Here is a 15,885-nt window from a genome sequence, read left to right on the forward strand (position 1 = left end):
GGCGCTGATCGGCGGGCTGGTCGCGGGTGCGCTGCTGTCGGTGCAGTCGCGGATGAACGGCGTGATCAGCACGCACAGCGGTCGCCCCGTCGAGGCGGCTCTCTGGAGCTTCGGCTCGGGTCTGGTCGTGCTCTGCCTCATCGTGGCGAGCGTGCCCAAGGTGCGGGCCGGCGTACGCACCATCGGCGCCGCCCTGCGTGATCACCGCCTGCAGTGGTGGCAATGCATCGGTGGCGCGTCAGGCGGCCTGCTGGTCGGTGTCCAGTCCTGGTCGGTGCCGATCGTGGGCGTCGCGATCTTCAGCATCGGTGTCGTCGGCGGCCAGACGCTCAGCGCGCTCCTGGTGGACCGGATCGGTCTGGCGCCCACCGGCGTACAGCACATCACCTGGACCCGGACCCTGGCCGCGGCACTCGCGGTGGTCGGTGTCATCGTCTCGGCGACGGCGCACAGCGGCGGCCAGGGTGTCTCGATCGGCCCCGCGCTCGCGGCCTTCGGCGTGGGCTGCCTGCTGGCCGGTCAGCAGGCGGTCAACGGTCAGGTCAACCGGGTCACCGGTCAGACGATGGCGACGACGTGGCAGAACTTCCTCGTCGGTCTGGTCGTGCTCGCGGTGATCGCGGCGGTGCAGGCGATCAGCACCAACGGCTCCTGGGACCTGCCGACCGGAGCGCCGTGGTGGGCGTGGTTCGGCGGCATCCTCGGGATCGGCGTGATCGGCGTCATGTCGTGGGCCGTCGGCGAGATCGGCGTGCTGGTCTTTGGTCTGGTGTCGGTCGCCGGGCAGCTGCTCGCGGCCCTGGCACTCGACCTGGCCGACGCCTCGACACGCGACCAGGTGGGTCTCCAGCTCGTGCTCGGCCTGGCCATCACGCTCGTGGCTGCGGGCGGCGCGGGACTGGCCGCCGCCCGCGCCTGAGCGGTCCTCGCGAAGTCAGCTCTTGGCTGCGGCGGCCTCGACCTTGCGCAGCCGAGCGCTCAGCGTCTTGAGCAACGCGACTGCGATGTCCGGGTTGGAGCGCACCAGTGGGGTGAGCTGCAGGGAGGAGATCGCGAAGGTCGTACAGCCGTCCGGTCCCGCAGTCAGGCTTGCCGAGCGCGGCTCGCCGTCGATCGCGGAGATCTCGCCGACGTAGTCGCCGGCATTGACCTCGCCGCGGCTCTCGCCGCCGACGTCAACGGCAGCGCTGCCGTCGAGCAGGATGCGAAGCCCGCTGTCCGAGGAGCCCTCGGCGATGACCTTGCCGCCGGCACCGGTCGTGAAGGTGGTGCCGGACTGCTCGATCTGCGACAGGGCGTCGTCGTCGAGGGTGGAGAAGAGATCGATACCGGCCAGGACCGATCGGACCTTGACGCTGCTCATGAAGTGCCTCCCGCACGGGCATGCTGATGTGGAGTCGCACGCTAGCAGCGTGGTGGGTCCCGCGCCGGGTGTCGTGACCTCATGGTGACCAAGTGACGTCCGTACGCCCGGGTACCTTGTGCGGGTGAGCACGACCAGCCGGCGGGAGCCGGCATGAAGACCTGCGCTCGGTGCGGCGCATCGGTGCCGCAGGAGGCACGGTTCTGTCCTTCGTGCGGCGCCGCCGTGTCCGTGGGCACATGGGCTGCGCCGGTCCGCAAGTACGTCGTCGTGCTCTTCGTCGACATCGTCGGCTCCACCGCGCTCGGGGAGGCCGTCGACCCAGAGGCCTTGCGAGCCAACCTGGCCCGCTACTTCGATGCCGTCTCCGCCGTCATCTGGAAGCACGGCGGCACCGTGGAGAAGTTCATCGGCGATGCCGTGATGGCGGTCTTCGGGGTGCCGCAGACCCGCGAGGACGATGCCGTACGCGCCCTGCACGCCGCCGGCGAGATCCATGTGGCCGTCGCTGGTTTGTCCACCCAGATGCAGCAGGACGTCGGTCGCAGCCTCACCGTGCGGGTGGGCGTCAATGGCGGTGAGGTCTTCGTGACGCACCAGCCCGATGGCCAGTTCTCCGTGACCGGAGACGCCGTCAACACGGCGCAACGGCTCGAGGCCTCGGCCGGTGAGGGCGAGACGTACGTCGGTGCCTCGGTGGCCGAGCTCGTCCAGGGCCATGTGGCGCTGGAGTCCGTCGGGCTGGTCGTGCACAAGGGCAAGTCCGTCCCCCAGGAGGTCTTCCGGCTCACGAGGGACCAGAGCGCGCTGCCGGGACGGGACGAGGTCCCGTTCGTCGGGCGAGCCGAGGCGCTCGCTGAGCTGACCTCGATGGCGGAGCGGTCCGACGCCCGCCGTCAGGGCTGGTTCCTCACGCTGGTCGGCGAGGCCGGTATCGGCAAGACCCGACTGATCGCTCAGTTCCTCGCCGGACGACCGAGCACCCGGGTGCTGCGCGGCAGCAGCCAGCCCATGGACCAGGACACCTACGCGCCGCTGGTGCAGATGCTGACCCAGCTCGCCGACGAGACCGATGTCACCGAGCTCATGGGCGAGGACGCCGAGCACGCGCTCCTCCCGTTGCGCAGTGCGATCGGCCGCAGCGATGCCCAGACCTCGACCGATGACGTGGCCTGGGCGTTCAGGGGAGTGGTGTCCCGGCTCGTCCAGGAGCGCCCGCTCGTCCTCGTCTGGGACGACCTGCACTGGGCCACGGAGCCGCAGCTGGATCTGGTCCAGCGGCTCGCCCAGGAGCTGCGCTCGTTGCCCGTGCTGTCGATCTGCGTGACGCGTCCGGACCTGTTCGAACGCCGTCCACAGTGGGGCGGCGGTCGGCAGTCGCGGGTCGAGGACCTCGAGCCGCTCGACGAGGACGAGCTGCGGGCCATCGCGGAGGGGCAGCTGGCCCAGGCGAGCGAGCTGATCGATGTCGACAAGCTCATCGTCCGCAGTGACGGCAACCCGCTCGTGCTGCAGATGCTGGTCCAGTGCGCGTGCGACGGGGAGTCGCTCCCGGTGTCGGTGCACACGCTCTTCGAGGCGGCGCTGGACCGGCTGAGCCCTGCTGAGCGTCGGCTCTGCGAGGGCGGTTCGGTGTTCGGGCGCGAGTTCGACCCGGCGGCTGCAGCAGCCGTCGTGGAGGACTGGACCGAGCACGATCCCCGCGTGGTCGCCGACCGGCTGCGTGAGCTGAAGGTCCTCGAGCCGGGGCGGCACCACCGGCGAGCAAGCCAGGACTCCTACCGCTTCATGCAGTCGCTGCTCATGCAGACGGCGTACGAGTCGATCCCCAAGCAGGTGCGATCGCGGCGTCACGAGCGGGCGGCCGAGTGGCTGTCCGACCGGCATGCTCCGGGCGTGAGCGAGACGTCGACCGCGGTGGCCACGCACTACGACAAGGCCTGGACACTGCTGGCGGAGGTCAACGGGCCGGCCGCGGAGCGAGAAGCGTTGCGCGAGAAGGCAGTTCAGGCGGCCATCCGTCATGCTCGAGCGCTCCGAATGCGGGGGGATCCTGGAGCCAAGGCGGTCTACGAACGCCTCCAGGAGATCCTGGCACCAGGGGATCGACGACACATCCACGCCGCGTTGGGCGTCTTCCTGTTCGTCGGGCGTGGTCGGGACGCGGACTTCATCAGGGACCGGATGGCGGTGACAGATCGCGCGCTGCCGGACGACCCGGCGTGGGCGGTCGTACGACACATTCCCAGCCGCCTGATCGATCGTGGACACGGGATCGGCGCGCCCGAAGATCTCCTGTCGGACGTCGAGGCCGTACGCCGGTCGCTCGACGATCTCGACGACGTCCCGGCCGCGGCCCGCTACCTCGCGCTCGCCTACGAGGGCCAGGTCCTCGCGGACGCGGGGATGTTGCGCGGCTGCCTCGACGTCGTACGCCGTGGGCTCGACCTGTCACTCGCCGAGGGCGACCAGGTGGAGGAGAGGGTGTTCCGCAGCTTCCTCCTGCAGGTGGAGTTCAGCGGCAACGAACCTCTCGAGACCAGCATCAGGACGGCCGAACGGCTGCGGGCCGACTACGCGGGTGACCGCTACCAGAGCATCGTCCTGGACGCTGTCCTCACCGGCGCGTACGCCTGCGTGGGTGACCAGGAGGCCGCACAGGTCGCCTGGAAGCGCGTCGAGACCGCTCATGCCGGGATCCCCAACCACGCGATCCTGGAGCGGGAGTATCACGCCCAGATGCTCGAGGCCGCCGGTGACGTCAAGGGTGCGGCCCGCGAATGGGCCGAGCTGTCCCGTGACATCGGGGACAACGCGCGGCTGGCAACCTCCCTGGCCTGCATGGCCAGCCGCTACTCGCTGCGGTCGGGTGACCTCGAGGCCAGCCTGCGCTACGCCGACGAAGCCCGTCGCGTCGCCGGTGACCAGCACGCCCAGCTCGCGGAGTCCAACCTGTCGCCGGTGGGAGCAGTGCTCGCGGCGATCGCCGGTGACGCGGACGGAGCCCGCCGCCACCTGGACGCTGCCCGCGTCGAGACCAAGCCGGAGGAGAGTCTCGTCGACGCCGGACAGCTGGCCGTCTACACCGCCATCGTGCTGCGGCTCCTGGGCGATGAGCCCGGCGCTCAGGCGTCGATGAAGGACGCCAAGCGCCTCTTCGACCGCAAGGGTGCGGTCGCGCTCGCCGACCTGGTCGACACCTGGGTCGGTCACGCCGAGCGGCTGCGCGCGGGCGCTCGACAGCTGCATTAATCGTTTGCCGCGGCTCGTACCGTCGTGAGGGTGACGATCACCTACCGCGCCGAGCGCGCCTCAGACCAGGCCGCCGTACGACGTGTGGTTGCCGATGCTTTCGCCGATGAGGGTTCGCAGGTGGCTGCGTTCCTGGACGCGATGCGCGCCTCGACCCATTGGGTGGACCTGTCGTTCGTTGCGGAGGACGACAGCGAGGTGATCGGCCACATCTCGTTCTCGACCTGCTGGCTGGACACCCGCCGTGAGCTGCTCGAGGTCCTGACCCTGTCACCTGTCTCCGTCGCGCCCGAGCACCAGGGGCGAGGTGTGGGCAGCGGGCTCATCCGCTGGGCCTTGGCCGGGCTGCAGGACATGTCCTGGCCGATGATCGTGCTGGAGGGCGCACCGCGCTACTACGGGCGGTTCGGCTTCCTCCCCGGTGAGGAGCACGGGCTGCGGCGGCCGAGTCTGCGGACACCGGCGCCGGCCTTCCAGGTGCTGCCAGGGTCGCGACGTGAGGACTGGATGACCGGCACCGTCGTGTACCCCGAGTACATGTGGGCCCTGGACTGCGTCGGCCTGCGCGAGCCCGGGCTGTCGGAAGTCGAACGAGCGCTAGGCGTGTCCTGAGCCTGCCAGCATGGGTGGCATGCGCTCGATCACTCGCAGCTATCGCACCGGCGACCGCGAGGTCGTCCTCGACATCACCGCCGACTGCCAGGACTTCGTGGCGGGCGCCGGGGACGGGCTGCTGCACGTCTTCGTCCCGCACGCGACGGCCGGCCTCGCGATCATCGAGACCGGTGCGGGCAGCGACGACGACCTGCTCGCAGCGCTGCGCGATCTCCTGCCGGCAGACGACCGCTGGATCCATCGGCACGGAAGCCGCGGCCACGGTCGGTCACACGTCATGCCAGCGTTCGTACCGCCGTACGCCACCGTGCCGGTGATCGACGGCGCGCTGACCCTGGGCACGTGGCAGAGCATCTGCCTGGTCGACCTCAACATCGACAATGTGGCCCGGACCGTGCGCCTGTCATTCCTGGCGGGTTGAACCTCAGATCCAGCGGGCGTAGCACCGGCACTCGGGCTCGTCGCGGTAGTAGCCGTACGACGGGATCGGCAGGTAACCGACACTCTCGTACAGCGCCATCGCCTCGGGCTGTGCCGTGCCGGTCTCCAGGATGACGCGGCTGAAACCACGCCCGCGCGCGTAGTCCTCGATGGCCTCGAGCAGCCGCTTGGCGTGGCCCTGGCGGCGCCGGCCGGGGCGGATGAACATCCGCTTGAGCTCAGCATCTGCGCCTTGGGTACGCAGCCCGGCACAGCCGATGAGGCCGGCGCTGTCGGAGGCCACCACGAAGGTGCCCGAGGGCGGCGCGAAGTCGTCAGCCCTGACCGGAGTGGCATCGCCACCGCCATAACGTTGAGACAGATCGTCGTTCAGCTCCGATACCAGCGCCTGCGCGAGCGGGTCGTCATACGGGACGGTCTGCAACGTCCAATCTCCTACGGAAGTCACCATGGCAGGATAAGCGTCCGTGACGGCGACCCTTCTGGACGGTAAGGCCACTCTGGCGACGATCAAGGACGAGCTGCGGACGCGGGTCGCCGCTCTGCAGGCCCAAGGCATCACGCCTGGCCTCGGCACGGTGCTGGTCGGTGATGACCCCGGATCCCGGTGGTACGTCAACGCCAAGCACAAGGACTGCGCCTCCATCGGCATCAACTCCATCCGGCAGGATCTGCCCGCGACGGCGACTCAGGCCGAGGTCGAGGCGGTCATCGACGAGCTCAACGCGGACCCGGGCTGCACCGGCTTCCTCGTCCAGCAGCCCACTGGTCTGGACGAGTTCGCGCTGCTGTCGCGAGTCGACCCCGACAAGGACGTCGACGGCCTGCACCCGGTCAACCTCGGCAAGCTCGTGCTCGGCGAGGACGGACCGCTGCCCTGCACTCCGATCGGCGCCATCGAGCTGCTGCGCCGCTACGACGTGCCGATCGCCGGCGCGGACGTGGTCGTGGTCGGGCGCGGGCTGACCGTGGGGAGGCCCCTCGGTCTGCTGCTGACCCGACGTTCGGAGAACGCGACAACCACGTTGTGCCACACCGGAACTCGCGACCTCGCCGACCACGTACGGCGTGCCGACATCGTGGTGGCGGCGGCCGGCGTACCCGGTCTCATCACCAAGGACATGGTCAAGCCAGGGGCGGCCGTGCTCGATGTCGGTGTCTCGCGCGTCGACGGCAAGATCGCCGGCGACGTGGCGGCGGATGTCGCCGAGGTCGCGGGCTTCGTCTCGCCCAACCCTGGCGGTGTCGGCCCGTTGACCAGGGCCATGCTGCTGACCAACGTCGTGGCTGCCGCAGAGCGGCAGCTGCGGTGATCCCGAGCCGTCTCGGGCCCGTGTGGTGGGCTCTCGCGGCAGGCTGCGCCCTGGCTGCTGTCGTCATGGTGGCGGGATCGATCCGGCAGGGCGGCTACCTGCTGTCCGGTGTGCTGGTGGTCATCGCCGTCGCGCGGCTCGGCCTGCCGGCGCGGGTCTGTGACGGCATCGCTGTCCGGTCACGCGGTCTGGACGCGGTGATGTACGTCGCGCTCGCCGTAGCCGTCGCGGTGATCTTCCATGAGGTCAAGCTGCCCTAGCTGCGGGTACGACGAAGGGCCCGGTTCGTGAGAACCGGGCCCTTGGTCTCGATACGCCCCTCCGCTAGCGCTCCGGGGCTACTCGACCAGCGGGTTCAGCCGAGCAGGCCGAGCTTCTTGACGGTCTCGCGCTCGTCCTCGAGCTCCTTGACGGAGGCGTCGATCTTGGCGCGGGAGAAGTCGTTGATCTCCAGACCCTGCACGATCGACCACTGGCCGTCCTTGATCGTGACCGGGAAGGAGGAGATCAGGCCGGCCGGGACGTCGTACGAGCCGTCGGACGGGACCGCCATCGAGACCCAGCTGCCCTCGGCGGTGCCGAGCTGCCAGTCGCGAGCGTGATCGATGGTGGCCGATGCGGCCGAGGCAGCGGACGACGCGCCGCGCGCCTCGATGATCGCCGCGCCGCGCTTGGCGACGGTCGGGATGTAGGTCGACTCCAGCCACTCCTGGTCATTGACGACCTCGGCGGCGTTCTTGCCGGCGATCTCCGCATGGAAGATGTCGGGGTACTGGGTGGCGGAGTGGTTGCCCCAGATGCTGATCTTGCTGATGTCCGCGACAGCGGCGCCGGTCTTGGCGGCCAGCTGAGCGATCGCGCGGTTGTGATCCAGGCGGGTCAGCGCGGTGAAGCGCTCGGCCGGGATGTCGGGCGCGTTGCTCTGGGCGATCAGGGCGTTGGTGTTGGCCGGGTTGCCGGTCACCGTGACCTTGATGTCGTCGGCTGCGTGGTCGTTCAGGGCCTTGCCCTGCGGGGCGAAGATGCCGCCGTTGGCCTCGAGCAGGTCACCGCGCTCCATGCCCGGACCGCGCGGACGCGCGCCGACGAGCAGGGCGTGGTTGACGCCGTCGAAGACCGTGTTGGGGTCGTCGCCGATCTCGACGCCGGCCAGCGTGGTGAACGCGCTGTCGTCGAGCTCCATGACGACGCCCTCGAGCGCCTTGAGCGCGGGGGTGATCTCCAGCAGCCGCAGCTCGACGGGCTGCTCCGGGCCGAACAGGGCCCCACTGGCGATGCGGAACAGAAGGCTGTAGCCGATGTTGCCGGCGGCGCCGGTGACGGCGACCTTGATGGGCGTGGTGCTCACGGTGTTCCCTTCGAGCAAGCTGGGTTGATAACGCCTCGGACCGTAGCAGCGCAAGGCCTGCGGACGGTGAGCGGTCCCGGAGTCTCAGCGCGTGGACGTGGTCTGCAACAGCATGTAATGAATTAGATAACGTCGAATTATGAGCGACCTCTCCTTTGCCTACTGGGTACCCAACGTCTCCGGCGGTCTTGTCGTCAGCACCCTGCCGCAGCGCACCGATCACAGCCCGGCGTACAACATCGAGACGGCGCAGATCGCCGAGCGCAACGGCTTCGACTACGCCCTGACCCAGGTGCGCTACCTGGCGTCGTACGGCGCCGATGCCCAGCACGAGTCGACCTCCTTCTCCCAGCTGCTGCTGGCGCACACCGAGCGCCTCAAGGTGATCGCCGCGGTCCACCCAGGCTTCTGGCAGCCGGCGGTGCTGGCCAAGCTCGCGGCCACAGCGCAGGAGTGGAGCGGCGGCCGGTTCGCGCTCAACGTCGTCTCCGGCTGGTTCGCCAAGGAGTTCACCAACCTGGGGGAGCCGTGGCTGGATCACGAGGAGCGCTACCGCCGGTCGGAGGAGTTCATCGAGGTGCTGCGTGGTGCGTGGGGCGAGGACGACTTCGCCTTCCGTGGCGACTTCTACCGCACCCGTGACCTGACGTTCCGGCCGCAGCCGGAGACGCCGCCGGAGGTGTTCCAGGGAGGCAACTCCACCAGCGCCCGGCGGATGGCCGGTCGGTTGTCGGACTGGTACTTCATGAACGGCAACACGATCGAGGCCGTACGCGAGCAGATCGATGAGGTCAGCGGCTACGGCGTCCAGCACAACCGGCGTCCGGGCTTCGGGCTCAACGGTTTTGCGGTCGTACGTGACACGGAGGACGAGGCGCGCCAGGTCGTACAGGACATCATCGACAACGCCGACGCCGACAAGGTCCGCGACTTCGGCAACGCCGTGAAGGCCGCCGGCCAGTCCAGCAGTGACGGCAAGGGCATGTGGGCGGGATCGGAGTTCAAGGACCTGGTCCAGTACAACGACGGCTTCAAGACCGGGCTGGTCGGCACACCGGAGCAGGTCGCCCGGCGGATCGTCGACTACAAGAAGGTCGGGGTCGACCTGCTGCTGCTCGGCTTCCTGCATGTCAAGGAAGAGGTGGAGCGCTTCGGTCGCGACGTCATCCCGCTGGTGCGTGAGCTCGAGGCACGCGAGTCGCCGGAGCGGCGTACGGCCTGATCGTCCGGTCAGATGTGCGGCGCCGCCAGCCGCGCACCCGCGAATGGCGTTGCGGCTGCTGTGAATCCGTGTCCGCCAGTGAGCTTCATCGAGTTGCCCTTGGCAGTCCGGGCGTAGACACCACCGACGTCGCGGTAGCCCGCCGACCGCTCACCCGTGCGCAGCTGCACCGCGCCCAGGCGGACGCTGTTGCCCGTCGAGCACAGCCCGACCGCGGACGGTGTGGCGAACTGGTCCGACCACGGGTCGACGACCATCGTGTTGCCGACCGAGACGTTGGCGTTGTCGTACCAGAGAGAGATCCCGAACGGCGAGGGCTCCTCGATGCGGTTGCCCTCCAGCTGTACGCCCTGGGTCTGGTACATCTGAATCCCGCCGGAGACGTTGTTGGGGTCGGAGCCGACGCCGTCCGGCCGCAGGCCACCGCCGTGGCCGCGAATGATGTTGTCCCGCACCTCTCCGGTGGCGGCCATGATGCGAGCACCGGGCCCGCCCGCGCCGACGAGCCGCACTCCAGGTCCCTTGGAGCCGTCGCTGACGCCGCTGTCGATCTCACAGCTGCGCGCCACGCAGTGCTGCGGCGCCCAGCGGTCGTGGCCGTTGGTGTCCGAGCTCGGGACGAAGGCGATGCCGATGAGGCAGCCCTTGATCGTCGTACCGATGACCTTGATGCCGACGCCCCCGTGGGTGTCGACGCCCTCCCAGCCGGTACGACTGATGTGGCCCCCGCGGACCGTGCAGTCGCGCGAGACCGGGCTCAGCTCGATCGGCCTGGTGGCATCGCGGGTGAAGGCGATCGGGTAGGACTGGAGGTAGCCGCCGGCCAGGATGCCCTGCAGTGCGGACACGGTCGGGTTGCGCAGCTCGACCCGGCTGGCCGACATCATCATGAAGCCCGCGTAGCAGCAGCGGGTCACGGTGCAGTCCTCCAGTATCGCGCCGCTCATATGGCCCGCCCACCAGCCCGCAGCGCCGAATCCGTCGACCGTGACATCGGTGAACCGCAGCCCACGGACCGGGTGGGCCGGCGTCCCCGCGATGTCGAAGGCGCGGTGGTTGAGGGCGTACCGCGTCGGCTTGTCGCCATGCAGCTGCAGCCCGATGAACGAGGCTCCGGATGCATCCGATCCCAGCTGCCAGGCGGGCGTCGTGCCGTTGGCCACGACGTGCGCGCCGCGGCCGTCGATGACCAGCTGACGGCGGATTCGGACCGGGCCGGCCGAGAGGTTGAGCGTGGTGCCGAGCGGGACACGGACGGTCGTACCGGCAGGTGTTGCGTCGAGAACGTGCTGGAGCTGGGTCGTCGCGGACGCCGTGCCGCCGAGGTCGATCGAAGGCGCGATGTCGCGCAGATCGACCTGCGCAGGGCGGCTGGTGGCGCTCACCGGAGGGCTGTGCGAGTCGCAGGCGGCGAGGGCGGCAACGGATACGGCAGCCGTCGACCCTCGGATCAGCTGCCGGCGGGTGAGGTTCATGCCCGCCGCTCAGTCACAGGCTCGATCGTAGGGCCTTTAGGGTTGTGCGCTGTGACGCGCGTACCCGACAACCAGTCGTTCATCCCGGTCCTCCTCGGGGCCGATGCAGCGACCTACAGCCTCGCCCGGAGCTTTCACGAGGAGTACGACGTCGTGTCCGTGGCCGTGTCGCGGCTCGGGGCCGGGCCGGTCGCGAACTCGCGGATCATCGAGGTCTCGCGCTGTGCCGACTTCGACGATCCCGGCGGCCTGGTCGCGCACCTGACGGCGCTGGGGGAGCGCTTCGGCGACAAGCCGCTCCTGCTGCTGACCAGCATGGACTTCCTGGTCCGCCGCATCGTCCAGCTGCGGGGCCAGCTCGAGCCGCGCTTCACCATCCCGTACGTCGACCTGGACCTGATGGAGCGGCTGACGCAGAAGGAGAACTTCTCCGAGCTGTGCACCGAGCTCGGCATCGCGCACCCCAAGACGGTCGTCTACGACGTGCCCCAGCACGCCTCGCTGCGGCAGACGCTCGAGCTCGATCTGACGTACCCCATCATCGCCAAGCCCGGCGACACCCCGGCGTACCACGAGGTCGACTTCCCCGGGAAGCAGAAGGTCCACACGGCTGCCTCTCGCGAGGAGCTGGACGACCTGATGCAGCGCGTCCACGACAGCGGCTACCCGGGCACGTTCATCCTCCAGGACATGATCCCGGGCCTGGACGACGGCATGCGGATCCTCACCTGCTACTCGGACAAGAGCGGCACGGTGCGCTTCGCGTCCTTCGGGCACGTGCTGCTGGAAGAGCATTTGCCGGCGACCCTCGGTGTGCCCGCGGCGATCATCACCGGCGAGAACCACCAGGTGGTGCAAGAGGCGAAAAGGCTTCTGGAGCATGTGGGTTGGCGCGGCTATGCCAACTTCGACCTCAAGTACGACCCGCGCGACGGCACCACCAAGTTCTTCGAGCTCAACCCGCGTCTGGGCCGTTCCAACTTCTACGTCACGGCGTCCGGCCACAACCCGGTCCGCTACTACGTCGAGGAATACGTCGAAGGCTCCGACCTCTCCGACGAGCCGCCGCTGCTGGAGTCCACCAAGGAGGAGCTCTACACCTCCCTGCCTGTGCCCCTGGTGCTGCGCTACCTGCCGAATGACCTGCGCAAGAAGGTCATCGGCCTCGCCGCACGCGGTCGGGTGACCAATCCCTTGATGTACGTGCGGGATCCGCACCCCAAGCGATGGGCGTACGTCATGGCCTTCAGCGTCAACCAGGTGCGCAAGTACGCCCGGGTCTATCCGCCGCCCAAGCGCAACGCTGACGGGACCGCGGCATGAGTACGCCGGATGCTCGGGTCTCCCTGGAGCAGGGCTGGGCGGGGCCGACGGTCGGGATCATGGGCGGTCTCGGGCCGCTGGCCGGCGCGACGTTCCTGCGAGTGCTGACCTTGCTGACGCCTGCGAAGCGCGACCAGGACCACCTCGACGCCATCCTGCTGAGCCACGCCACGACACCCGATCGCACAGCGCGCATCGTGGATGAATCAGCGACCGATCCGGGACCCGTGCTGCTCGCGGATGCGTTGCGGCTGCAGGCCATTGGCGCGTCCTTCATTGCCGTGCCGTGCAACACGGCGCACGAGTTCTTGCACGCGGTCCAGGGCGAGGTCCAGGTGCCGCTGATCGACATCGTGGACGTCACTGCGGCCGCGGCGGTAGACCGAGCGCGTCACCTGTCGGGCTCGCAGTCACCTCGCATCGGCATCCTCGCGACCGACGGCACCCGCGCCGCCGGCATCTACGCCAAGGCGATCCGGGAGCTCGGGGCCGAGCCGGTCGACACCTCCGATGACGAGCAGCGCGAGGTCATGCGCATCATCTACGAACAGGTGAAGGCAGGGCTGCCGAGCGACCTCGCCGCGTTCACGGCCCTGGTCGACGCGATGGTCGAGAAGGGTTGCGCCGCAGTCGTCGTCGGCTGCACCGAGCTCTCCGTGGCATACGAGGAGCACGACCTCGGCTCCGACAGTCGCCTCGTCGACTCGATCGACTCCCTGGCCCGCGCCACGATCACCCGCGCCGGTCGTACGCCCCTGACCTGACGTCGATCGCGTCGCGTCGATCGGGCCCGGAGGTGGCTCGCGCCGTGCCCTATCGGGTGGGGCGCCCAGATCCAGACGGGGGCGGCCAAGGACTGTGCACTGCCCTTTGAGGTGGGGCAGTGCACAGTGTGCGGATGGTTCCGTCTTCGGGACCAGGCCCCAGGTGGTGGGGCGCTCGACCGTCGTCCCCATCTCCGCGACGGGCGTGGCGGTGCCCACAGCTCTCGGCGGCTAGTGGTCATCGCCGACGCGCAGTGGCCACGGTGGAGCCATGAGTCGCCCTGGCTATCCGTACTTCAAGGCAGTGGTCCGTAGTCGGACCAGCCCCACCCTTGCCCTGCAGGTGGTCCAGGCCCGAGCTGGCCTGAGCGCGCTCACCGAAGTCGGGCTCGCCTTGCGTGAGCTGCGCCGTGCTGAGGGTCTCAGCCAACGGGCCTTGGCGACTCGCCTAGGTGTCAGCAAGTCGATGATCGGTCGCCTGGAGAAGGACCCGAGCCAGGTGCCGCTGGGCAAGGTGCTGGCTGCTCTCGAGCCCACGGGCTACACGCTGCGGCTGGCCAGCGCGCAGGGAAGCACTGTGTCCAGTGCGCACTGGACCGGGGCAGACCTGATCGCCAAAGACCTCGGCTGACCCGCCGTTCGACGATGGCTAGCAGGTCTCCGGGGTGGCGATGAAGTTGAGGAACGCGATGAAGATCGCCTGGTTGGACTTCAGCCTGGTGGCGTTCCAGTAACGGATCTGGAACGACGTCACCGGGCCGGGCATCGTGACCGCGACGTTGCCCTGGCCGGACGTGTTCGGGTAGTTCGTGTTGTTCGAGGTGGCGTGCCAGGGGCTGGCGGTGCTGCCGGTGCCACTGACTCCCGTGCCCGGGACCGCGGTGAAGGCAGCCGCGGAGGTCAGCTCGACCTGGTCCCACCAGCCGTTCGAGGCGCTGTCGATGTCGCAGATCGTGAACTGCAGGCCAGTGACCGCCTGGCTGAAGGTGAAGGTCGCGATCTGGTTCTCGGCGCGGGTGCTGGTATTGGTCGGGAACTCCTGTGCGAGCGTGATCGCACGCTGGCCGAGGCCGCCGACGGTGCCCGGTGTGAGTGCCAGGTTGCTGGCGCCGAGCGGAGTCTGATCCCCGGCGAACGTCGAGGAGATGGTCATCGTGACGGGTGCGCCGCTCCCGGTGCTCGGCGGAATGACCGCCACTCCGGACGTCGAGCTGTTGCGGGTGTACGCCGTCTGGCCCCACTGCAGGACGTACGGCGTCGGCGTGCAGACCGAGGCAGCCGATGCCGGAGCAGCCGCCATGACGGTCAGGACTGGCACGGACCACGCCGCGCCTTTGGCGACAGTCCGACGAGTGGGAAGGGAAGAATCCACGTTGCCTGCTCCTTGCGAGCGAGATGGTGATATGGCCCCGAGCCGGAGGTCAGCATATGGGTCGACGCAGCGTTTCCCCGGGATAAGAGTCGTCGAGTCGCAGGGGTAACCTGCTGTGGCCGCCACCGCGCGCCGTTCCACCTCATCCCCACAGGAGCCAGAAGCCAGCATGGAGAAGATCAAGGTCAAGAACCCCATCGTCGAGCTCGACGGTGACGAGATGACGAGGATCATCTGGCAGTTCATCAAGGACCGCCTGATCCACCCGTACCTTGACGTCGACCTGAAGTACTTCGACCTGGGGATCGAGAGCCGCGACGCCACCGACGACCAGGTGACGATCGACGCCGCCAACGCCATCAAGGAGTTCGGCGTCGGCGTGAAGTGCGCGACGATCACCCCCGACGAGGCCCGCGTCGAGGAGTTCGGCCTCAAGGAGATGTGGAAGAGCCCGAACGGCACGATCCGCAACATCCTGGGCGGCGTGATCTTCCGCGAGCCGATCATCATCAGCAACATCCCGCGGCTGGTGCCGGGCTGGACCAAGCCGATCATCATCGGCCGTCACGCCCACGGTGACCAGTACAAGTCGCAGAACTTCAAGGTCCCCGGACCGGGCACCGTCACCATCACCTACACGCCGGCCGATGGCAGCGGCGAGCAGTCGTACGAGGTCGCTCAGTTCGGTGAGGACGGCGGCGTCGCGATGGCGATGTACAACTTCAACAAGTCGATCGAGGACTTCGCGCGCGCGTCGCTCAACTACGGCCTGCAGCGCAAGGTGCCGGTCTACATGTCGACCAAGAACACCATTCTCAAGGCGTACGACGGCGCCTTCAAGGACATCTTCCAGTCGGTGTTCGACAAGGAGTTCAAGCCGCAGTTCGATGCGCTCGGCCTGACCTATGAGCACCGCCTGATCGATGACATGGTCGCCTCCGCGATGAAGTGGGAGGGCGGTTACGTCTGGGCCTGCAAGAACTACGACGGTGACGTGCAGTCCGACACCGTGGCGCAGGGCTTCGGCTCGCTGGGCCTGATGACGTCGGTGCTGATGAGCCCTGACGGCAAGACCGTCGAGGCCGAGGCGGCGCACGGCACGGTGACCCGTCACTACCGCCAGCACCAGCAGGGCAAGCCCACGTCGACCAACCCGATCGCCTCGATCTTCGCGTGGACCCAGGGCCTGGCGCACCGCGGCAAGCTGGACGGCACGCCCGAGGTGACCAAGTTCGCCGAGACCCTCGAGCGCGTCTGCATCCAGACGGTCGAGGAGGGCAAGATGACCAAGGACCTGGCCCTCCTGATCAGCAAGGAGCAGCCTTTCCTCACGACCGAGGAGTTCCTCGCTGCCCTGGACGAGAACCTCCAGAAGGCCATGGCCTGACCCAGGCGCT

At 68.6% G+C, this 15,885-nt stretch carries 16 protein-coding genes; 11 read left to right on the forward strand and 5 right to left on the reverse strand.

Going from position 1 to position 15,885, the window contains the following annotated elements:
* Positions 1–7 precede the first annotated feature (7 nt).
* On the forward strand, positions 8–919 hold the full coding sequence (locus VV02_RS09725; RefSeq protein ID WP_281177337.1) for a DMT family transporter: 912 nt from the start codon (positions 8–10) through the stop codon (positions 917–919).
* 15 nt (positions 920–934) lie between these two features.
* On the opposite strand, the gene VV02_RS09730 is transcribed toward VV02_RS09725, so the two are convergent.
* Positions 935–1,363 carry a Crp/Fnr family transcriptional regulator gene (locus tag VV02_RS09730; RefSeq protein WP_052591280.1) on the reverse strand — a complete coding sequence of 143 codons (429 nt, stop codon included), beginning with the start codon at positions 1,361–1,363 and terminating at the stop codon, positions 935–937.
* Positions 1,364–1,516: 153 nt separating this feature from the next.
* Here VV02_RS09730 and VV02_RS09735 point away from each other — a divergent pair, with 153 nt between their 5' ends.
* From VV02_RS09735 to VV02_RS09745, 3 genes are read left to right on the forward strand one after another with little or no spacing between them, the layout of a single operon-like run.
* Positions 1,517–4,615 (forward strand): adenylate/guanylate cyclase domain-containing protein, encoded by a 3,099-nt coding sequence (locus VV02_RS09735; protein WP_083450048.1) that lies wholly within the window; start codon positions 1,517–1,519, stop codon positions 4,613–4,615.
* 30 nt (positions 4,616–4,645) lie between these two features.
* On the forward strand, positions 4,646–5,227 hold the full coding sequence (locus VV02_RS09740) for a GNAT family N-acetyltransferase (protein ID WP_052591283.1): 582 nt from the start codon (positions 4,646–4,648) through the stop codon (positions 5,225–5,227).
* A 19-nt stretch (positions 5,228–5,246) separates the two neighbouring features.
* Positions 5,247–5,651, forward strand: coding sequence for a YjbQ family protein (locus tag VV02_RS09745; protein ID WP_052596782.1), 405 nt, complete (start codon positions 5,247–5,249; stop codon positions 5,649–5,651).
* Between the two features lie 3 nt (positions 5,652–5,654).
* Here VV02_RS09745 and VV02_RS09750 read toward each other — a convergent pair whose 3' ends face one another.
* Entirely contained in the window at positions 5,655–6,119 is a 465-nt protein-coding gene (locus tag VV02_RS09750) for a GNAT family N-acetyltransferase (RefSeq protein WP_218917395.1), read from the reverse strand.
* A 19-nt stretch (positions 6,120–6,138) separates the two neighbouring features.
* On the opposite strand from VV02_RS09750, the gene VV02_RS09755 reads away from it, so the two are divergent.
* Together VV02_RS09755 and VV02_RS09760 are read left to right on the forward strand one after the other, a co-directional pair.
* Positions 6,139–6,984 (forward strand): bifunctional methylenetetrahydrofolate dehydrogenase/methenyltetrahydrofolate cyclohydrolase, encoded by an 846-nt coding sequence (locus VV02_RS09755; protein ID WP_052591287.1) that lies wholly within the window; start codon positions 6,139–6,141, stop codon positions 6,982–6,984.
* Positions 6,981–7,244, forward strand: coding sequence for a DUF3017 domain-containing protein (locus tag VV02_RS09760; protein ID WP_052591288.1), 264 nt, complete (start codon positions 6,981–6,983; stop codon positions 7,242–7,244). Before VV02_RS09755 ends, VV02_RS09760 begins: the two co-directional genes overlap by 4 nt.
* A gap of 95 nt (positions 7,245–7,339) precedes the next feature.
* Here the strand turns inward: VV02_RS09760 and VV02_RS09765 are convergent, their stop codons facing one another.
* Positions 7,340–8,332, reverse strand: coding sequence for a malate dehydrogenase (locus VV02_RS09765; RefSeq protein ID WP_052591289.1), 993 nt, complete (start codon positions 8,330–8,332; stop codon positions 7,340–7,342).
* A gap of 139 nt (positions 8,333–8,471) precedes the next feature.
* Here VV02_RS09765 and sfnG point away from each other — a divergent pair, with 139 nt between their 5' ends.
* Positions 8,472–9,554, forward strand: coding sequence for a dimethylsulfone monooxygenase SfnG (gene sfnG / locus VV02_RS09770; protein WP_052591291.1), 1,083 nt, complete (start codon positions 8,472–8,474; stop codon positions 9,552–9,554).
* Between the two features lie 8 nt (positions 9,555–9,562).
* On the opposite strand, the gene VV02_RS09775 is transcribed toward sfnG, so the two are convergent.
* Positions 9,563–11,029 carry a right-handed parallel beta-helix repeat-containing protein gene (locus tag VV02_RS09775; protein ID WP_052591292.1) on the reverse strand — a complete coding sequence of 489 codons (1,467 nt, stop codon included), beginning with the start codon at positions 11,027–11,029 and terminating at the stop codon, positions 9,563–9,565.
* Positions 11,030–11,080: 51 nt separating this feature from the next.
* Between VV02_RS09775 and VV02_RS09780 the strand changes: the two genes are divergently transcribed.
* From VV02_RS09780 to VV02_RS09790, 3 genes are all read left to right on the forward strand, one after another.
* Positions 11,081–12,352, forward strand: coding sequence for a carboxylate--amine ligase (locus VV02_RS09780; RefSeq protein WP_052591294.1), 1,272 nt, complete (start codon positions 11,081–11,083; stop codon positions 12,350–12,352).
* The gene (gene cuyB / locus VV02_RS09785) at positions 12,349–13,116 is read left to right on the forward strand and encodes a cysteate racemase (protein ID WP_052591296.1); all 768 of its coding nucleotides are present in this window, start codon (positions 12,349–12,351) and stop codon (positions 13,114–13,116) included. Before VV02_RS09780 ends, cuyB begins: the two co-directional genes overlap by 4 nt.
* A 271-nt stretch (positions 13,117–13,387) precedes the next feature.
* Complete coding sequence (locus VV02_RS09790; protein WP_052591298.1) at positions 13,388–13,747, forward strand: helix-turn-helix domain-containing protein; 360 nt, start codon at positions 13,388–13,390, stop codon at positions 13,745–13,747.
* 18 nt (positions 13,748–13,765) lie between these two features.
* Here VV02_RS09790 and VV02_RS09795 read toward each other — a convergent pair whose 3' ends face one another.
* Positions 13,766–14,488, reverse strand: a complete 723-nt coding sequence (locus VV02_RS09795) for a hypothetical protein (RefSeq protein ID WP_157063351.1) — start codon at positions 14,486–14,488, stop codon at positions 13,766–13,768.
* Positions 14,489–14,657: 169 nt separating this feature from the next.
* Between VV02_RS09795 and VV02_RS09800 the strand changes: the two genes are divergently transcribed.
* Positions 14,658–15,875 (forward strand): NADP-dependent isocitrate dehydrogenase, encoded by a 1,218-nt coding sequence (locus tag VV02_RS09800; RefSeq protein WP_052591302.1) that lies wholly within the window; start codon positions 14,658–14,660, stop codon positions 15,873–15,875.
* The last annotated feature ends 10 nt before the right edge of the window (positions 15,876–15,885 follow it).

Origin of the sequence: Luteipulveratus mongoliensis, assembly GCF_001190945.1 — a bacterium.
GTDB classification, from domain to species: Bacteria; Actinomycetota; Actinomycetes; order Actinomycetales; family Dermatophilaceae; genus Luteipulveratus; species Luteipulveratus mongoliensis.

Excerpts from the sequence above, each read along its gene's own strand:
- cuyB (WP_052591296.1), top strand. The coding sequence starts at position 12,349 with ATGAGTACGCCGGATGCTCGGGTCTCCCTGGAGCAGGGCTGGGCGGGG.
- VV02_RS09735 (WP_083450048.1), top strand. The coding sequence starts at position 1,517 with ATGAAGACCTGCGCTCGGTGCGGCGCATCGGTGCCGCAGGAGGCACGG.
- sfnG (WP_052591291.1), top strand. The coding sequence starts at position 8,472 with ATGAGCGACCTCTCCTTTGCCTACTGGGTACCCAACGTCTCCGGCGGT.
- VV02_RS09775 (WP_052591292.1), bottom strand. The coding sequence starts at position 11,029 with ATGAACCTCACCCGCCGGCAGCTGATCCGAGGGTCGACGGCTGCCGTA.
- VV02_RS09730 (WP_052591280.1), bottom strand. The coding sequence starts at position 1,363 with ATGAGCAGCGTCAAGGTCCGATCGGTCCTGGCCGGTATCGATCTCTTC.
- VV02_RS09790 (WP_052591298.1), top strand. The coding sequence starts at position 13,388 with ATGAGTCGCCCTGGCTATCCGTACTTCAAGGCAGTGGTCCGTAGTCGG.
- VV02_RS09800 (WP_052591302.1), top strand. The coding sequence starts at position 14,658 with ATGGAGAAGATCAAGGTCAAGAACCCCATCGTCGAGCTCGACGGTGAC.
- VV02_RS09745 (WP_052596782.1), top strand. The coding sequence starts at position 5,247 with ATGCGCTCGATCACTCGCAGCTATCGCACCGGCGACCGCGAGGTCGTC.